The organism is Rhizobium hidalgonense, assembly GCF_002914525.1.
Classification (GTDB): Bacteria; Pseudomonadota; Alphaproteobacteria; order Rhizobiales; family Rhizobiaceae; genus Rhizobium; species Rhizobium hidalgonense.
In genome coordinates this window covers 44,139-61,841 of sequence record NZ_LODW01000058.1, presented here as the reverse complement: position 1 = coordinate 61,841, position 17,703 = coordinate 44,139, and the positions used below count along the sequence as shown (strand labels likewise).

Below are 17,703 nucleotides of genomic sequence, written 5' to 3'. Positions count from 1 at the left end.
CTCCCCGGCGGTATCTTATGCCGCCTGATTCCGAAGAACCAGTTTTAACAAACTATCCGGCTTACCGAAGCCCCCCGACTTGACGGCGCATCGAAAAGACCGCCCGTCGGCGGCCGTGACATCGAACCAGGGAATGCCGGCCTCGATTTCGCCCTTCGGCATGAGCACCCTCACCCCCAATGCACGGAAAACCGCAAGCGCCGTATCGCCGCCGCCGACCATCAGCATATCGGGCCTGGTATCGTCGATCACCCTTTTAACGCCTGCGGCAAAATCACCGGCGACGAGCATCGCATCGGCTGCCATGTCGCCGCTGCAGCGCAGCAGAACCGGCAGCGCCAAGCCCTCCCCGCATTCGATCTGCCCCATCGGAGCATCCACCACCATACGTAGGGCGCCCGAGGCTTCGAGCCGGTTCATCTGGGCTGAGGTGATCGGATCGCGCGAGCCGAAGGCAAACAGCGTGCGCGCGGTCGCCGCAAATTCCGTCACCGGCCGTCGCCCTGGTGGTTCACCGAGCTGGCGAGCGAATGCCGCACCGAGGCCGCGCGCACCGACCCCAAGCGTCGTCAGCCAGACATGACCCTCGACGATCTGATCGAGATCGGTATCGTCTGCGGCATCGGCAACCACAACATTGTCCGCACCCGCGAACAGATCGGCAATCGGCAACGGCCTGTCGACACCGCGGCCGACGACGCAGCCGCGGTAGGTCAGGCGCTCCTGATCGGGAATGGCAGGCGCCACCAGAATGTTCTTCAGGCCCAGCGCACCTGCCAGCGCCAGACTTTCAGCCGCGACATTGCCCTTCAGCCGGGAGTCGATCTTCTTCATGACGATACCGGGCTTCGCGCCGCCCAGCATCTCCACCGCCAGTCGGATCCTTTCGGCAGCCTCGCGCTCGTTCAGCGCGCGCGAAGCGGTGTTGACGACGACGACATCGCAGCCGGTGGCGATCGCATCCCGGGCTGCCTCGACATCGACGGCGACCGCGACTGAAAGGCCGGCGGCGGCGAAGGGCGTGCCGGTATCGAGCGCGCCCGTCAGATCGTCGGCAATGATCGCGGCCTTCAGCGTCATGGAATCTCACCCGTACTGACGGCATGACAGGCGACGAGGTGGCCGGGCGTTGCTTCCTTCCAGACAGGAATGACCTTGCTGCAGACATCCATGGCGATCGGGCAGCGGGTGTGGAAACGGCAGCCCGACGGCGGGTTCAGCGGGCTCGGGACGTCGCCCTGCAGAATCTGGCGCTGGCGGCTGCGCTCATGCTCCGGATCGGTCTCCGGGACGGCCGACAGCAGCGCCCTGGTATAGGGATGCAACGGATTGTCGAACAGCTCCTCGCGGCTGGCAAGTTCGGCAAGCCGTCCGAGATACATGACGCCGACGCGGGTGCTGATATGGCGCACCACCGCCAGATCATGGGCGATGAACAGATAGGTCAGCCCGTATTTCTCCTGCAGATCGAGCAGCAGGTTGATGATCTGCGCCTGGATCGACACGTCAAGCGCCGAAATCGCCTCGTCGCAGACGATGAATTTCGGCTGGCAGGCGAGCGCCCGGGCAATGACGACGCGCTGGCGCTGTCCGCCGGAAAGCTCGTGCGGGTAACGCTGGGCAAAGCGTGTGGGCAGGCCGACATCAGTCAGCAGCGCCGCCACCCGCTCCTTGAGTTCGGCTTTTGTGCAGAGCTTGTGGAAGAGGATCGGCTCGCCGATTGCCTCGCCCACCGTCATGCGCGGATTGAGCGTCGAATAAGGGTCCTGGAAGACGATCTGCAAGTCACGGCGGAACGGCCGCATCTGCCTTTCGTCGAGCGTCGCGAGATCCTGACCCTTGTAGACGACCTTGCCGCTGGTCGCCTTGTAGAGATTGAGGATGGTGAAGCCGGTCGTCGACTTGCCGCAGCCGGATTCGCCGACGAGGCTCAGCGTCTCGCCTTCCATGATGTCGAGATTGACATTGTCGAGCGCATAGACAGTTGCCGAGCGCTCACCGAAGGCGCCCAGCTTGACGTGGAAATGCTTGACCAGGTTTTCGATCTTGAGCAGCGGTTGAGCACCCATCATGCCGCCTCCTGCATTCTCTGAACGACGAAACAGGCGGCCCGGTGATTGCCGCTGCCGCTCAAAGGTTCAAGCTGTGGCACCTTCTCGTGACAGATCGCCTCCACCAACGGGCAGCGTGGCGCAAACGGGCAGCCCTTCGGCCGGCGGCCGGGCTCCGGCGGCGTGCCGCCGATCGAACTCAGCCGGCTTGCCGGCGGATCGGATAGTTTCGGGATCGAGGAAAGCAGGCCGCGCGTATAGGGATGGCTCGGGTGGGCATAGAGCTCGTCGACCGGTGCGTCTTCGACGACCGTGCCGGCATAGAGCACGGCGACGCGGTCGACCAGGCCGGCGATCAGCGCCAGGTCGTGGGTGATCCAGACGACGGACATGCCGAGCTTGGTTCTGAGATCCTTCACCAGATCGACGATCTGGGCCTGGATGGTGACATCGAGCGCCGTCGTCGGCTCATCGGCGATCAGCAGTTTCGGATTGCAGGCAAGGCCGATCGCAATCATCACCCGCTGGCGCATGCCGCCCGAAAGCTCGTGTGGAAAGGCCTGCAGCCGCTCTTCAGGACCGGGAATGCCGACGAGGCGCAGCAGCTCGACGGCGCGGGCACGGGCCTCAGCCTTCTTCATGCCGCGGTGATAAATCAGCGGCTCGCAGATCTGGGCGCCGACGCGCATGACCGGATTGAGCGAGGTCATCGGATCCTGAAAGACGAAACCGATATCGCCGCCGCGCACCTTTCGCAGCTCGGCATTCGACATCGTCTGCAGGTCGCGGCCGTCGAAAGTGGCCGTACCCTTGGCGACCTTGATCTTGTTCGGCAGCAGCCGCATCAGGCTCAGCATGGTGAGGCTCTTGCCGCAGCCGGATTCGCCGACGACGCCGAGGGTCTCGCCCTTGTCGACATGGAGATCGATGCCGTCGACGACGACGGCCGGACCATTGCGGCCGTCGATCTCGACGGTGAGGCCCCTGACATCGAGCAGGCGTTCGGTGTTTTGAGTGTCCATCATTTGCTGCCCCGCGGATTGAGCGCGTCGTTAAGACCGTCGCCGAGGAAGCTGAAGGCAACCGAGGCAAGGCCGAGCACGGCCGCCGGAGCGGCGAGAAGATGCGGATAATGCTGCCAGACGCGAAGGCCGTCCGAGATCATGTTGCCCCAGCTCGGGGTCGGCGGATTGACGCCGACGCCGAGGAAGCTGAAGGCGCTTTCCAGCACCATCGCCGTGCCGAGACCGGCGCTGACCGAGACGATCAGCGGCCCCAGCGCATTCGGCACGACATACCGCTTGATGATGACCCAGTTCGACAGGCCGAGCGCCTGCGCCGCGGTAATATAGGGCCGGCTGCGGATCGACAGCACCTGGGCGCGCACCAGACGAGCATAAGGCGGCCAGGAGATCAGCGCCATCGACCCGAAGACCAGGATGAAATCCACCCATATGGTCTGGCGGTAGAAGGGATTGAGGGTCTCGAGGTAACGCGCCTCCATCCAGCGGGTGATCGGCGATTTCAGCGATGCGTTGATGACGACGACGAGCAGCAAGTTGGGAACCGACATCGTCACGTCGGTCAGCCACATGATGACGCGGTCGAAGGGATTGCCGAAGAAACCGGCAACGGCGCCGAGCGTGAGGCCGATCAGCACCGCGAAGAAGGTGACGATGACGGCGACGAGGAAAGCGGTCCGCGTGCCAAAGACAACGCGGCTGAAGACGTCGCGGCCGAGATCGTCGGTTCCGAAGAGATGGCTCATCGACGGCAACGCGTTGCGGGCGTTGAGATCCTGGCTCAGATAGTCGTAGGGCGTAAGGTAAGGACCGAAGATTGCCGTGAAGGCGAGGATCAACACGACGATCAGCCCGAAGATGGCGAGCTTGTTGCGCTTCAGCCGGTACCAGGCGTCGCGCCACAGGCTGACCGACGGCTCCTCGACGGCTTCGGTGGTGGAAAGAGGGATGGCGGACATGGTCAGCGGCTCCTTCTTGAATCGTTGGCGCGCGGATCGAGCAGCGGATAGAGCACGTCGACCAAAAGGTTCGACACCATCACCAGGAACGATCCGATCAGCGTGATCGCAAGGATGACAGGATAGTCGGAATTGATCAGCGCCTGCACCGTCAGGCGCCCGAGACCCGGCAGGCCAAAGACCAGTTCGACGAAGATCGCGCCGTTGACGATGGTGATCATAATCAGGCCGAGCTGCGTCACGACAGGCGTCAACACCGGCCTCAGGATGTGGCGAAGCGCCACGATGATCTCCGGCACGCCCTTGGCGCGGGCGGTGCGGACGAAATCCTCCGACAGCACCTCGATGACGGCAGCCCGGGTCTGGCGCACGATCAGCGCGATCGGCTGGAAGGACAGCACGAGCAACGGCAGCAGGATGCGCACATCGAAGATGCCGCCCCAGCCATAGGGAACGCTTGCACCCGGCAGCAGCACGATGAGGCCGACCATCAGCAGCGGGCCGGCGACATAGGCCGGGATCGCCCAGAGGAAAAGCGCCGAGCCCAGAATGGCGTAATCGAGCCGCGAATTCTGGTTCAGCGCGGCGATCATGCCGAGCGGGATCGCGACGACGGTCGTCAGGATGATCGAACAGAGGGCGAGCTGAAAGGAGACGGGCGCAGCAGCCGAGACCATTGCCCAGACGGCGCGGCCCGAGGTCAGCGAATTGCCGAACTGGCCGTGCAGCAGGTTCCAGAGGTAAAGGCCGAACTGCTCGATGAAGGGCCGGTTGAGACCGGCGCTTTCGCGGATGGCTTCGATGCGCTGCGGATTATAGGCGACATCGCCCGGGGCGCGCAGGAAGATCAGCTTGATCGGGTCGCCGGCGCCATAGAAGGCCAGCGCGTAGACGGCCAGCATCACCACCAGAACGGATGGAATCCAGATGGCAAACCGGGTTAGCACGTAGCGCAGCAAGGCCACCTCCCACCTGTTGTTCGATGCGGTCCCGTCCTTGGCCGACGCCCGGCAGATCGCATCTCTTCTTGAAATTTGCGCGAAGGCCTTGCAGCCTCCGCGCGTTTATCGCCAGGAACGATTGCTCCGGATCAACCGATCGAAATGTTCCACGGCTCGACGATCTGCCAGTCGAGGTTCTTGTCCAGACCCTTGACTTCCTTGGTGGCCCAGCGCGACATCGCCTGAGAATACCACGGGATGAAGGCCCAATCGTCGCGGAACGCCTTCTGGGCTTGCTGGGCGAGAGCGATGCGCTGCGGATCGTCCGCGGCCTTGGTCGTCGCTTCGGCAAGGGCGCTGTCGACCTTGTCGTTTTTATACCCGCCGAGCTTGTTCTGCGCGTTCGACGAGGTCGAGGCGATGCAGCCCGCCAGATAGGAGACGGCATCGGGAACGCGGGTGCCGACGTCGTCGCGGAAGATCTGGACCGAATTCTGGTCCGGACCGGCATAGGCGTCCTGCTGCGGCTTCATGTCGACCGCAGTGATGCCGAGGTTCTGGCGCCATTGCTCGGCAATGAACTGGGCGGCGGCCTGAATGGCCGGCGCCGAGATGCCGACGAACATGATTTTCGGCAGGCGCTCTGGTCCGCCATAGCTCGACTCGGCAAGCAGCTTCTTGGCGGCTGCCGGATCATAGGGAAAGGGCTCGAAGCCGGAATTCTCGGCGCCTGGAACCGAGTTGAGGATCTGGTCGGCCTTCTTGTGCGGCCCATCCGGATAAGACGCCTTGAACAGACCGTCGCGGTCGACCGCCATGATCAGCGCCTGGCGGACCTTCGGGTCATCCATCGGCGCGCGGGAGATGTTGAACCAGAAGTGCTGGCTGGTCGGGATCAGCGGGCCGGCCGAGAATTCCGGGCCGAGATCCTGGATGATCGTCGAGGTGACCAGCTCGGTATGGGCATTGAACTCGCCGGATTTGATCAGCGATGTCGCCGTCACATTATCCTCGATCGAGGTGACCTCGATGCGCGCGAGCTTCGGCTTCGGCCCGAAGAAGTTCTCATTCGGCTCGAAGGTGAGCTTGCCGGCGTCTATATCGATGCTGGTCAGCTTGAAGGGGCCGGAGAACACCGGCTTGCTGTCGGGCTTGTACCAGTCGATGATCTCCTCGCCGTCGCTGCCGCGCGACTGCGACGCCTTGGTGATCGGCGCGATGTGATTTGCCAGGCGCATGAAGAAGATCGGATCGGCGGCACCAAGCGTCACGACGACCGTTCCCTCGTCGGGTGTTGCGACACCGGTCAGCTCTTTGCCGGAGCCGGCGGCGATTTCGGCATAACCCTTGACCTTGCTCAGCACCTGGTCGGCGCGCTGGCTCTTGGTGTTCGGCATCGAGGCGACTTCCCACGATCCCTTGACGTCGGCCGCGGTGATCTTGCTGCCATCAGAGAAAACCGCCTTGGGGTCGATCTTGAAGGTCCACACCGTGTTGTCGGCCGATTCCCAGCTGGTAAAGACGTAAGGCTTGATATTGCCTTCACTGTCGAAATACATCGGCGCTGCCCACCAGATCGAATTCCAGCGGAAGGTTCTGCCGCCGCCGCGCAGCGGTGACCAGTCCTGGTCGAAGGCCGGATGTGCGACTTTCAGGACCTGGCCCTCGTCAGCCATCACGATGCGGGCATTCATCCCGAACACGGTGAGCCCGACGCCGGCCGCAAGACCGAGCTTCAGTGCGTTGCGACGCGATAGATTGGTTTTATCAGATTGATCAAAAGACATGGCATTCCCTCCCACGGTGAATTCGGCGGCGCTCTCCCTGCACCTGCCAGGCGCAGCACAATCCGTTCCTTATGGTTCTCTCGTTATTGTAAATATGTCAACAAAAAATCGCGGTTTTCATTCAGGCAAAATATATGCTGAAAAATATTGCAGCAATAACAAATAGATAATTTTTTACTCTCCCATGAAGGCACTTTGTCTTCTTGACAAAATCGCCGCAATGGAAAAGTTCTTAGCACTCCATCGCAAACAGACGAAGACAATCGGATGCGCAGCCGGGCGGATCGACCGCGGATCGGCAAGACAGGACGCGCCGAAGGGGATAGGATGAGCCATCACAGGATCACAGGCGTCTTCAGTGCGGCCGCGACGCCGCTGACGGCAGACAACACGCCGGATTTGGCGCTTTTCACCGATCATTGCCGGCAGCTGCTGGCTGAAGGATGTCATGGCGTGGCCCTGCTCGGTACGACGGGCGAGGCCAATTCCTTCTCCGGAGCCGAGCGCCGCGCCATTCTGGAAGCGGCCGTGAAGGCCGGCATTCCGGCCGACAGGCTTCTGCCGGGCACCGGGGTCGTCGCCATTCCGGAGACCGTGGAACTGACCCGGCACGCGCTGTCGCTCGGTGTCACCAAGGTGGTGATGCTGCCGCCATTCTATTACAAGGGCGTTTCTGACGACGGCCTGTTCGCCGCCTATTCGCAGGTGCTGGAAAAGGTCGCCGACACGCGCCTTCGGGTCATCCTCTATCATATCCCGCAGGTCTCGGGCGTGCCGCTGTCCATTCCGCTGATCGGCCGGCTGATTGCCGCCTTCCCGGAAACGGTCGTCGGCATCAAGGAATCTGCCGGCGATTTCAATAACATGCAGGCCATTATCGCCGCGCATCCCGGTTTTTCGGTGCTGGCGGGCGCCGATCCGCTGCTGCTGCCGCTGCTGAAGGCCGGCGGCGCCGGCTGCATCACCGCCACCTCCAATCTGGTGGCGGATTCGCTGCGCACCATCTACGACCACGTCCATGACGAGGCGCGCGCCGCCGATGTCGAGGCGGCGCAGGCGCGTATCAACGCCTATCGCACGCTTTCCAACTCCTACGTCCAGATCCCGACCATCAAGGCAATGGTGGGGCTGAAGACGGGCAATCCCGCCTGGAGCCGAACGCGCCCGCCGCTGATGCCGCTCGGCGAGGCGGACTACGCCGCACTTGCCGAAAGCTATGCCAAGCTGCCTTGAGGAGACCCGCCATGAGCTTTACCGGCCTGCCTTCGGAAGTCGTGCCCGCCATGATGACCGGGCTTATCACCCCTCGCCCCGCCATCGAGGGCCGGGCCGACGCCTACCTGCCCTCGCCCTGCATCCAGAACCATGCGGCAAATCTCGCTTTTCTGCCCGACGGAACGCTGACCTGCGTCTGGTTCGGCGGCACGATGGAGGGCATGGGCGATATTTCGATTTACATGTCGCGGTTAGCACCGGACGCCGAGCGCTGGTCCGAGCCGGAGAAGATGAGCGACGACCCACAGAAATCCGAGCAGAATCCATTGATTTTCAATGCTCCTGACGGAAAGACTTGGCTGCTCTATACCTCGCAAACCTCGGGCAATCAGGACGGGTCCGTTGTCAAATGCCGCATATCGGACGATGGCGGCAAAAGCTTTGGGCTGGTCAGGGTCCTCTGCGGCAGTCCCGGCACATTCGTTCGCCAGCCGATCGTCGTCAACGGACGGGGCGACTGGCTGCTTCCGGTCTTCCGCTGCGTCGGCCTCAACGGCCAGCGCTGGAGCGGCGACGCCGATACGGCAGCGGTGCTGATCTCGCGGAACGGCGGCGAAAGCTGGCAGATGCACGATATTCCAGACAGTATCGGTGCCGTGCACATGAACATCCTGCCGCTCGGCGGCGACGAAATGATCGCCTTCTACCGCAATCGTTTCGCCGAGAGCATCCTTTCCAGCCGATCGTCCGACGGCGGCGAAACGTGGAGCGCGCCCGCGCCGACCGAACTGCCGAACAACAACTCCTCGATCCAGGCCACCGTCCTGAATGATGGAGCAATCGCAATGGTTTATAACCATTCGAATGCGACGATGTCGGACGCACGCCGCCAGTCGCTCTATGACGAAATCGAGGGTGGCGAGGCGGGAGAGACCACTGTTGTCGCCGATATCGGCCGCAAGGCGGTCTGGGGCGTGCCCCGGGCGCCGCTCAGCCTGGCGATCTCTAGGGATGGCGGCAAGAGCTTTCCGCATCGCATCGATCTCGATACCGGCGATGGCTTCTGCCTCAGCAACAATTCGAAGGATTCGCTGAATCGCGAATTCTCCTATCCCTCGATCATCGAGGGCGGCGACGGCACACTCCATATCGCCTACACCTATTACCGGCGCGCCATCAAATATGTGCGCCTGGCCCCGCGATCGCTGCCCTGATCTGATCGAAGCGGCGGCCGGAAGATTGTAAACCTGCATCCGATCGGGCCCGAAAGGATGCAGGGCCACCGGCGCTGGAGCGACTAAGCGACAGCAATTTGACAAGAGCCATGCGCCGGCAAACGGTCACCCGGTCTTTCGTCCCCGGAAGACCCCTCCGTCGACATATACTTGTTAACATTATGATATCGCGATAGATTGTGACGCGGAAACGCAGCTTCAAAGCCTAACCGACCACAATCAGACGATAAAAACTTCCGCGCCTTGGAATGCCGGCTTGACATTGATCTTACAACTTTACAATAAAAGAGGGCGACGAAATTGTTGCCGCAAGATCTTGCAGGGAGGACTGGTTCATGGCCAGCTTGGATTCGCCGATCACGATCGTTCGGCCGCATCTGATCGAATTCGGCATCGGCACGGCGGGCAAGCTCGGCAAATGGGCTGCCGAAAAAGGCTATAGGCGTGCGCTTGTCATCTCCGACGCTTTCAACGCTTCGCGTATCGATGTGCTGGAACTCACGGGCGAAGTCACCGTCTTTTCCGAAGTGACGCCCGAGCCGGATACCGCCAACCTCGAAAAAGTCCTGGCGGCGGCCAATGGCGCCGATGCCGAACTCATTGTCGGCTTCGGCGGTGGCAGCGCCATGGATCTGGCAAAACTTGCCGCCGTTCTTGCCGGCTCCGCGCAGACGCTGCATGAGGTCGTCGGCCCGAACAAGGTGCACGGGCCGCGCAAGGCAGCGCTCGCCCAGGTGCCGACGACCTCGGGCACCGGCAGCGAGGCAGGCATCCGCGCACTGGTCACCGATCCCAACACGATGGCGAAGCTTGCCGTCGAAAGCCTGCACATGCTGGCCGATATAGCCGTCATCGATCCGGCCCTGACCTTCACCGTGCCGGCGCGGACTACGGCTGCCACCGGCATCGACGCGATGGCTCATTGCGTCGAGGCCTTCACCAACCGCAAAGCCCATCCGATGGTCGACATCTATGCGATCGAGGGAACGCGGCTCGTCGGCAAATATCTCGCCCGCGCCGTCAAGGACGGCAACGACGCCGAAGCGCGCGCCGGCCTTTCGCTCGCCTCGCTGTACGGCGGCTTCTGCCTCGGCCCGGTCAACACCGCCGGCGGCCATGCGCTCGCCTATCCCCTCGGCACGCGCTGGCATGTGGCGCATGGTGCGGCGAATGCGCTGATCTTCCCACATGTACTCGCCTTCAACACCCCGTCGGCCCCGGAAAAGACAAAAGCGGTGATGGAAGCACTTGGGCGCCAGTCCTCTGACAACATCGCATCCGTCTTCGATGCGGCCTACGCTTTCTGCGCCGAACTCGGCATCGAGATGAAACTCTCCGGCCTCGGCGTGCCGGAAAGCGATCTCGACGCCATGGCCGACGATGCCTTTGCCATCCGCCGGCTGCTCGACAACAATCCGCGCGATCTCACGCGCGCCGACATTCGCTCGATCTACACAGCGGCGTTCTAGAAGGGATATTGATGATGGACAGGAATGCGAAAGTCGCAGTGACGCTCGGCGATCCCTCCGGCGTCGGCCCCGAAGTGATCGTCAAGGCCTTGGCGGCCCTTCCCAGCAAAGAGCGCCGCGATTTTGTCATCGTCGGCAATGTCGAAGCGCTGGAGCGCGCCGATCGCGTCTGCAGCACCGGCCTCAAATTCGGGCCTGCCGATGCGGGCGATGGCATGATCGCCGTCGACGAAGTCGTGCTCGGCGCGGCCCTGCCCGAAATCGGTAAGGTCAGCCCCGTCGCCGGCGATGCCTCGGTGCGTTATATCACCCGCGCCGTCGATCTTGCCATGGCTGGTGAGGCCGATGTCATCGTCACCGCGCCGATCAACAAGGAAGCGATGAACCTTGCCGGCCATCACCATGACGGGCACACCGGGCTTCTCGCCCATCTGACCGGCTCGAAGAGTTCGTTCATGCTGCTTGCCTCCGAGCGGCTGAACACCATCCATGTCTCCACCCATATCTCGCTGAAGGGGGCGATCGAACGCGCCAAGACCGAGCGGGTTCTGGCCACCATCGAAGCCGGTCACAAGCACTTCCTGCGCCTTGGTAAGAAGGCGCGCATCGCCGTCGCCGGCCTCAATCCGCATTGCGGCGAAAACGGCCTGTTCGGCACCGAGGACACGGAATTCCTGGCACCCGCCGTCGAGCAGGCACAGGCTAGCGGTATCGACGTCGTCGGCCCGATCTCCGCCGACACGGTGTTCGCCCGCGCCTATAATGGCGCCTTCGATCTGGTCATTGCCCAATATCACGACCAGGGCCATATCCCGATCAAGCTCGTCGCCTTCGAGACGGCGGTCAACGTCTCGCTCGGCCTGCCGATCGACCGCGTCTCGGTCGATCACGGCACAGCCTTCGACATTGCCGGCACCGGCAAAGCCAACCATGTCAACATGCTGTCGGCCATCGCCTATGCCCGGCTGATGGCCCGCTCGCCACGGCCCAGGGCGTGATCATACGACATCTGTTTGCGGCTTATCGAGCTGGCCGAGCCCGCATGGCCATCGTTTTGTCTACGAGACGAGCAGTTCCGTAAGCGAAACATAGGACTGCACTCAGAAGCACGAGAAAGGCGAGAGGGCCGCTCAATCCGATCGACCCGGCGACTGGCTTGAAAACACCGATCACACCGCGGTGCAGGATGTAGACGGGGTAGGAGATATAGCCAACCCATGTCGCCAACCTATCTGCTTTTGCCGGCATCTCCAGAAAGAGGCCAAGCATCACGGTGAGCGGCGCCAGAGCTATCGCGAAGGTCAAATCGTAGTAGGGCCGCAGCAGGGAAGGAACCGGTGCGGCCATGAAAACCATCAGGAGAAGGCACGGCACGATCGCCGTCCAACCTTTGCTCCAGGCCGGCATTCCACCGAATAGACGGCTGATCACGACCCCTACAGTAAATGAAAACATGACCCTTGGGAGACCACCTACCGCTGAAGGCCATTCCCAGCCGATATTCAGCATACCGTAATTAAGACCCACAAAAACCAAAAGCGCAGCCGAAACCAGTGCGACTTCGCAAAGGGCGCGAACAGAGAGCCGGAAAAGCCATAGCGCAAAGACTATGTTCACCAACAGTTCCCAGAACATCGACCATGCTGGACCGTTGATTGGAAACATCCCTTGCATCGGGTTGGTTTGAAGGAAATACATCGGGCTGGGCAGAAAAACCCCGTTGGCAACGGTCGACACCAGCAGGTCAACCACGCTTTGATCTCGCAGACCCCAGCTTGTTAACAGTATGATCTGGACGAGACCGACCAAAATTCCGATCAGATAGAGCGGATAAAGGCGCTTGATTCGAGCCGCCATGAACGCGGGGAATGGCAGGCCACGCGCAAGCCGTTTTCCATAAATCTCCGCGATAATAAATCCACTGAGAACGAAGAAAAAGTCGACAGCCAGATAGGCCGATGGGGCATATCGTTCCTGGAAATGTGTAGCGACAACACAAATAGCGGCAAACCCGCGCATTGCATCCAGGGAATAGTAACGGCTGCGCTCGGGAATCGACACTCCTGCGTCGTCAATGGTCGATGGCGAATAACCGCGGTCGAGACTGGTCATCTGATCGATTACCCTATTTCGCTTGTGCCTGAGCGGCGTTCAATGCAGTGGACTGAAAGTGACGTGTGTGCCGACCGCTGCTTTACGTATCAGTAGCTTCTCCGCAAGGCAGGTCGCAACGGAGGAGTCCCGATATCACGATTGATGTGCCACAGGGTCGACAATCTCGTCCCTGTTGGTTTTGCGCTGTCGTACCTGCTTTATGCTGCCGATCAAGACATTGAGATGAGATCTGCACAGAACAAAGATCAGGCAGCAGTATGCAATTCCGCCGGCGACGATTTCCACGGCCAATCGTGGATAAGGCGACCAATGGACGAGCGATTCATGCAGCAGCAAAACCACAGCGACCATTCCCGCACAAGCCAGGCTTGGCCGAAGGAATTGCATCAGATAGGCCCCGACACTCAGCTCTATATGGCGCGAAACCTTCCAGCTGGTGATCGGCCAAAACAACAGAACTTCGATCATAATGGCGAAAACAACTGTTGTGACGCCATAAGGATAAAGAGCTGCGATCGTTACGAGCGTGAGGAGATTTCGTGCCAGCTGGTAGTAGAACCACCAATCCATCTCCCCCTGGCTCTTGATCAAGGATGCCTGCACGTAGCCGATCCCGGCCATCAACCCGATAACGCAGTAGAACCGAACCGGCCAAACGGCCTCGATCCAATGCGCACCGAAAATTGTCGTGATCGCATCATCGGCAACGGCAGCAAGGCCAATGAAGACCGGGTAGGAAACCAGGGCACAGCCAAACGTCGCCATCAGAAATGCTTCTCGAACCTTCTTCGGATCGCTCCGCAATGAGGATAGCAAGACATGGGTGACAGAAGTTAAGCCCCCAGCGATGACATTGTTGATCATATCGAACAAGCGCTTCGAGAAATTGTAAATACCGAGCGCTGACGGGCTCAAGAGCACGCCGATGATCAAATTGTCCAAGCTCATCGTCTGTAAAAATCGAGTGCCGGATGCAAAAAAGCCGTAGTGCAGCAGGTCGTTCAGGCTTTCTCTCTTCACGTGAAGCCCCGGCGACCACCCTGCACCCCAGAAAGCAGCGCCGCATGATGCCGCGGTGGCCGCGATCTGCGCAATTGCAAGCGCCCACAACCCGAAACCGGCGAGAACCAAAACAAGGCAAATGCAACCAGACGTAATGGTGGCGATAACAGTTCGGACGGCGACCAGATGGAATGACATCTTCCTGTTGACGATCGCATTCGGAACGACGGCCGTGAAGTCGAAGAATACCTTCAATCCCATGATGTAGATAAGGGACGTGATTTCCTTATGTCCCACGTAGGCCGCGATAGGCGAAGCGGCTGCACACAAAACTCCGTAGATCAAAAATGAAAAAGCAAGCGAAAGCAGGAATATCGTATCGAGGTGGCTTCGCCTTATTTCGGCTCGCTGTATGATCGCTTCGCCAAATGCGGTCGGTCCAAAACTGCCGGCAAACGACACGATGCTGAATGCCAGCGCGACAAGACCGAAATCTTGAGGCTGGAGGACTCGAGACGTCACCACGAAAACTGCGAAGGTAAGGACTGTCGGGATAAGCGTGCTCATCGCCGACCAAAAGGCACCCGTTACAGCCGCCGAGGATCGGTTCTTATTGACATGGCTGAATAGAATATCATCGTCTCGTGCAACCGACAAAACTGAGCTCCTACTGGGAATCAAACGATCGAGGGATGAGGGACTAGATCTCGCGCAGGAAGGCTGGGGCTCAGATCCATGGGTCTACTTGACTTGTACCAAGTTCCGTTCATCTCATACGGAAGGCGAGACATTGCCGCTAAAAGTTCACCGGCATTTGTCGCTTTCTCCACCAGAGGACTGTCGCTAGCCCAGCTACCGATGGCGTCGTGCAGCCTACTTCCGTTTCTCGCAACCGCGACATGCGGCTTATTGAGCAAAAGACAGAGAATATGACCATGTAAACGGTTGGTGATGATCCGTTGCGCGCCGGACAGCATCCTCACGCCATAATCGACATACCGAGCAGCGACATCCTCGTGATGTTGGGACACCATCTGGGCACGGCTAAAGCCACGCCGCATTGCCGCCTTGACGACACTCGACTTGCGCAGGCGCCACAAACTATCCGGACCATTGATCCAATTGGTAAGGGGGCCGTCTGCAATCGCTCGCGCTTCGGCTATATCAACGTCGTCATCTCCAAAAGGCTGCATCACGTACAGTAGCCTCATAGGATCAGCTTCGAACGGTTTAAGCAGCTCGATGCTGAATGCCGTGTCCGGGCCAGCCTCGACATCGCAATCGAAATTCGCTTTTGCCAGCCCAAAACTCTGCTCATCGCGGGTCATAAAGAAAAATTTGCGATGCCTTCCAATCGTACGCTTGGCGTATTCCAGAAGTGCATCGTTGGCGAAATCGATGGTTTGAGGCATCTGAATGATGGTTCGGTCCGGATATCTGCATGCCAGACGAAAACGAATATCGTCCCTGCCGATTCGCCCGTCTCCGAAGTCTGACCACCCACAAATAAATATTGGCGCGTCGCCAGGAGTATTTTTTACTTCATCAATACTTTTGGCCACGCCACCGGTAAGCACCGGATGCCGTCCCGTTACTTCGTATAATACCCTAGCCAATCCCAGCCAACTCGCGTGGTGCCCAGGATCCTTGGCAGATGGAAAATCCATTATAACGTAAGGCTGTCCTTTACTAACAAATTTCCTTACCGATTTAATCAACTTTTCTTGCTGTCGTCGTATTACAAGTTCGCCGAGATGATACATATATTCTACTTGAATTCTTAAAAATCGGATCAGCAATTACATGCCAAATGCTGAGAGTCAATTGGACCGCCGTGCGTCATAGCTACGCACCAAATTGACCTTACTTTTTAAGGTAAATGATGATGACGAGGTTCGGACCTCGCCCGCATCGCCGGACATTGCCGTAAGCCGATGGACGGCTTCTTAAGAACATCTGCGGATGCCAGGATAACCGGCAAGTTCACAGGATGCTACGTGCTGAAAGCCTGCCCATCACACCCCGAACAGACGGCGATCCCAGAAGACGGGCTGGTGGAGGCTGACCGTGATCGATGGGAATTCCGGATGGGCCGGATTGATCAATATGTTGTTATCGACGCGGGCGACTGCGCTTGGGACCAGCAGGATGGCGCTGCGCCTCTCCTGGCACCAGCGTTCGCCGAATGTCTTGCTAGCGTTCGCCGGCATGCTGTCCCAGCCCGGCAAGGCGGGTTCGGAGAAGACCTCGTAGCTGAGCCCGCGCGGTATGGTGATCGTGACGTAATGCTGGTTGGGTGGCAGCCTGCCGCTGCCGTGGACGAGCTTTTCGAGCAGCGCGGTCGAATAGTGTTGGCTCGTATAGATGATCGGGCTGCCCGAGGTGTTCCACCGCCCCGGCGCGATGGTCGAGCCGGTGGCATCGAAGATCGGGTAGGTTCCGTTGGGATCACCAATACGAACGGATGTCAGCGTTCGGTCAAGAAGCTGTGCGCTCACGCAGCGCTGCCGTATTTCAGGCTTGCAAGGATATCAAGCACGAGCTCCCCGCCGATCTCGCTCTGGATGACGACATCGATCGGCCGCCTGTCCTCCAGCATCGCATGCGGACGAAACAGGAAATCACGCGCCTCGGCCTCGGCCTGCCAGACATCGAGCGCCAGGCCCCAGACGCGCGCGAGCCGGGCGAGCTTCACGCCCTCGTCGGAGGAAAGCCGATGCTTGGACTTGCGCCGCTCGTAGGTGGCCTTCGGAACCAGCCGGTATTTGAACTGGGCGTCGCCTGGCGCCAGAAGCAGCGCCATGCGGTCGAGCGCCTTGACCGGCAATCCAGCCTCGATGCTGGAGAGCAGGCCGAAGGCGGAGCGCGACGCCGGCTCCCTGGCGGGCAATCCTAGAACGTCGGCGACCATAGAAAATCCTACCATGGGCAACGGCTCCTCTTCACTTGAGGTTATATTTAGTCTCAACTGAGCCAATGATCAAGAGCATCATTTGCAGGCTGGCCTGTGGCGGCGGATTGCTGTTAGCGCCGAAGATCGCTGTCTTCCCCGAAGGCGCACGCATCGAATCCGTACGGCCGCATGATAACACCACCTCTTCTGCAGCGCCGGCATGCAGCAATATAAACCCCTCTTCTCCGATCCTTCCTACAGCGGAACTGTTGCAAACAGCCAGGTGCCTGCCTGCGCATGAGCGACCTTGACGAGATCGGCGATTTCTCCACTTCACCATGCTCGGCCTTTTCTCCTTCCGGGAAATGACCGTCGGCAGCGCCATCGATTTCTGGCTTGAATTTTCTCCGAACGCTGGGCATCGTGCCGGATCACGCGACGATCCATCCCAACCGCCTGGCCAATGGACGCCGCTCTGTGGCGGACGTATGGCCATTGTTGCCGATCCGGATTGCAGGTGAAGCGATGGCAGCATCAGCGGATACTGTACCCGAGTTCTACAAGGATGGTGTCGAGATCGGAAACATCGCCAATCCGCCCGGAACCAGCATCGACGTCGGCTTCGGCGCAGAACGTCTCGACTTGATCGTTAACGGCACGCCGCAAGACCTTGCGCTGGAGACGTTATGCGAGACTGTGATGACGGTTGTAGACAGCGCCTCCAACCAGGCAACAAGGAGCAGGGCTACGTCTTGCGAAAGCTGCTCCGCCGCATCTACAAAATGGGCGGCACGCTCGATCATCCCTTTTTCAGGAAGAGGTCGACGCCAGACGCGGGCGCGTACAATATCTGCGCCTGCGTCACCGCTATGCTGAAATGAGTCCCGACTGGTGGTTCGACACCCATGGCATCGATCTCTCCGACATCCGGGAAACGATGGACGAATAGCCGGAACAAGGCCTCCCGAGACAACAGCGGGAGGCCTTGTCATATCCTGGAGAGCGTTAGCGTTT

At 60.1% G+C, this 17,703-nt stretch carries 15 protein-coding genes and 1 pseudogene; 5 read left to right on the top strand and 11 right to left on the bottom strand.

Annotated features, from left to right (window positions below; genetic code table 11):
• Positions 1 to 15: 15 nt before the first annotated feature.
• The 6 genes from ATY29_RS17310 to ATY29_RS17285 form a co-directional block, all read right to left on the bottom strand.
• On the bottom strand, positions 16 to 1,080 hold the full coding sequence (locus ATY29_RS17310; protein WP_097537041.1) for a four-carbon acid sugar kinase family protein: 1,065 nt from the start codon (positions 1,078 to 1,080) through the stop codon (positions 16 to 18).
• Positions 1,077 to 2,069 carry an ABC transporter ATP-binding protein gene (locus ATY29_RS17305; protein ID WP_097537040.1) on the bottom strand — a complete coding sequence of 331 codons (993 nt, stop codon included), beginning with the start codon at positions 2,067 to 2,069 and terminating at the stop codon, positions 1,077 to 1,079. The genes ATY29_RS17310 and ATY29_RS17305 overlap by 4 nt, the downstream gene beginning before the upstream one ends.
• The gene (locus tag ATY29_RS17300) at positions 2,069 to 3,076 is read right to left on the bottom strand and encodes an ABC transporter ATP-binding protein (protein WP_097537039.1); all 1,008 of its coding nucleotides are present in this window, start codon (positions 3,074 to 3,076) and stop codon (positions 2,069 to 2,071) included. Before ATY29_RS17300 ends, ATY29_RS17305 begins: the two co-directional genes overlap by 1 nt.
• Positions 3,073 to 4,032 carry an ABC transporter permease gene (locus ATY29_RS17295; protein WP_097537038.1) on the bottom strand — a complete coding sequence of 320 codons (960 nt, stop codon included), beginning with the start codon at positions 4,030 to 4,032 and terminating at the stop codon, positions 3,073 to 3,075. Before ATY29_RS17295 ends, ATY29_RS17300 begins: the two co-directional genes overlap by 4 nt.
• A 2-nt stretch (positions 4,033 to 4,034) precedes the next feature.
• Positions 4,035 to 4,991 (bottom strand): ABC transporter permease, encoded by a 957-nt coding sequence (locus ATY29_RS17290; RefSeq protein WP_097537037.1) that lies wholly within the window; start codon positions 4,989 to 4,991, stop codon positions 4,035 to 4,037.
• A gap of 131 nt (positions 4,992 to 5,122) precedes the next feature.
• The gene (locus tag ATY29_RS17285; RefSeq protein ID WP_097537036.1) at positions 5,123 to 6,760 is read right to left on the bottom strand and encodes an ABC transporter substrate-binding protein; all 1,638 of its coding nucleotides are present in this window, start codon (positions 6,758 to 6,760) and stop codon (positions 5,123 to 5,125) included.
• A 327-nt stretch (positions 6,761 to 7,087) separates the two neighbouring features.
• Here ATY29_RS17285 and ATY29_RS17280 point away from each other — a divergent pair, with 327 nt between their 5' ends.
• The 4 genes from ATY29_RS17280 (at position 7,088) to pdxA (ending at position 11,677) form a co-directional block, all read left to right on the top strand.
• Complete coding sequence (locus tag ATY29_RS17280) at positions 7,088 to 7,993, top strand: dihydrodipicolinate synthase family protein (RefSeq protein WP_025418092.1); 906 nt, start codon at positions 7,088 to 7,090, stop codon at positions 7,991 to 7,993.
• An 11-nt stretch (positions 7,994 to 8,004) separates the two neighbouring features.
• Positions 8,005 to 9,189, top strand: coding sequence for a sialidase family protein (locus ATY29_RS17275; RefSeq protein ID WP_097537035.1), 1,185 nt, complete (start codon positions 8,005 to 8,007; stop codon positions 9,187 to 9,189).
• Between the two features lie 356 nt (positions 9,190 to 9,545).
• Positions 9,546 to 10,679, top strand: coding sequence for an iron-containing alcohol dehydrogenase (locus ATY29_RS17270; RefSeq protein ID WP_097537034.1), 1,134 nt, complete (start codon positions 9,546 to 9,548; stop codon positions 10,677 to 10,679).
• A 14-nt stretch (positions 10,680 to 10,693) separates the two neighbouring features.
• Positions 10,694 to 11,677: a 4-hydroxythreonine-4-phosphate dehydrogenase PdxA gene (pdxA, locus tag ATY29_RS17265; protein WP_097537033.1), complete on the top strand. Its 984-nt coding sequence runs from the start codon at positions 10,694 to 10,696 to the stop codon at positions 11,675 to 11,677.
• A gap of 22 nt (positions 11,678 to 11,699) precedes the next feature.
• On the opposite strand, the gene ATY29_RS17260 is transcribed toward pdxA, so the two are convergent.
• From ATY29_RS17260 to ATY29_RS17240, 5 genes are all read right to left on the bottom strand, one after another.
• On the bottom strand, positions 11,700 to 12,791 hold the full coding sequence (locus ATY29_RS17260; protein WP_097537032.1) for an acyltransferase family protein: 1,092 nt from the start codon (positions 12,789 to 12,791) through the stop codon (positions 11,700 to 11,702).
• A 135-nt stretch (positions 12,792 to 12,926) separates the two neighbouring features.
• A complete protein-coding gene (locus tag ATY29_RS17255) occupies positions 12,927 to 14,453 on the bottom strand; it encodes a lipopolysaccharide biosynthesis protein (protein WP_097537031.1) in 1,527 nt (508 codons plus the stop codon).
• A 20-nt stretch (positions 14,454 to 14,473) separates the two neighbouring features.
• Positions 14,474 to 15,559, bottom strand: coding sequence for a polysaccharide pyruvyl transferase family protein (locus tag ATY29_RS17250; protein WP_097537030.1), 1,086 nt, complete (start codon positions 15,557 to 15,559; stop codon positions 14,474 to 14,476).
• A gap of 252 nt (positions 15,560 to 15,811) precedes the next feature.
• Positions 15,812 to 16,294: an RES family NAD+ phosphorylase gene (locus ATY29_RS17245; protein ID WP_097537029.1), complete on the bottom strand. Its 483-nt coding sequence runs from the start codon at positions 16,292 to 16,294 to the stop codon at positions 15,812 to 15,814.
• On the bottom strand, positions 16,291 to 16,722 hold the full coding sequence (locus ATY29_RS17240) for an antitoxin Xre-like helix-turn-helix domain-containing protein (protein ID WP_097537028.1): 432 nt from the start codon (positions 16,720 to 16,722) through the stop codon (positions 16,291 to 16,293). Before ATY29_RS17240 ends, ATY29_RS17245 begins: the two co-directional genes overlap by 4 nt.
• Before the next feature lie 74 nt (positions 16,723 to 16,796).
• Between ATY29_RS17240 and ATY29_RS17235 the strand changes: the two are divergent.
• Positions 16,797 to 17,638, top strand: a pseudogene (locus tag ATY29_RS17235) (alanine--tRNA ligase-related protein).
• The last annotated feature ends 65 nt before the right edge of the window (positions 17,639 to 17,703 follow it).

Excerpts from the sequence above, each read along its gene's own strand:
- ATY29_RS17285 (WP_097537036.1), bottom strand. The coding sequence starts at position 6,760 with ATGTCTTTTGATCAATCTGATAAAACCAATCTATCGCGTCGCAACGCA.
- ATY29_RS17270 (WP_097537034.1), top strand. The coding sequence starts at position 9,546 with ATGGCCAGCTTGGATTCGCCGATCACGATCGTTCGGCCGCATCTGATC.
- ATY29_RS17310 (WP_097537041.1), bottom strand. The coding sequence starts at position 1,080 with ATGACGCTGAAGGCCGCGATCATTGCCGACGATCTGACGGGCGCGCTC.
- ATY29_RS17260 (WP_097537032.1), bottom strand. The coding sequence starts at position 12,791 with ATGACCAGTCTCGACCGCGGTTATTCGCCATCGACCATTGACGACGCA.
- ATY29_RS17240 (WP_097537028.1), bottom strand. The coding sequence starts at position 16,722 with ATGGTAGGATTTTCTATGGTCGCCGACGTTCTAGGATTGCCCGCCAGG.
- ATY29_RS17275 (WP_097537035.1), top strand. The coding sequence starts at position 8,005 with ATGAGCTTTACCGGCCTGCCTTCGGAAGTCGTGCCCGCCATGATGACC.
- pdxA (WP_097537033.1), top strand. The coding sequence starts at position 10,694 with ATGGACAGGAATGCGAAAGTCGCAGTGACGCTCGGCGATCCCTCCGGC.
- ATY29_RS17300 (WP_097537039.1), bottom strand. The coding sequence starts at position 3,076 with ATGATGGACACTCAAAACACCGAACGCCTGCTCGATGTCAGGGGCCTC.
- ATY29_RS17250 (WP_097537030.1), bottom strand. The coding sequence starts at position 15,559 with ATGTATCATCTCGGCGAACTTGTAATACGACGACAGCAAGAAAAGTTG.
- ATY29_RS17295 (WP_097537038.1), bottom strand. The coding sequence starts at position 4,032 with ATGTCCGCCATCCCTCTTTCCACCACCGAAGCCGTCGAGGAGCCGTCG.
- ATY29_RS17305 (WP_097537040.1), bottom strand. The coding sequence starts at position 2,069 with ATGGGTGCTCAACCGCTGCTCAAGATCGAAAACCTGGTCAAGCATTTC.
- ATY29_RS17280 (WP_025418092.1), top strand. The coding sequence starts at position 7,088 with ATGAGCCATCACAGGATCACAGGCGTCTTCAGTGCGGCCGCGACGCCG.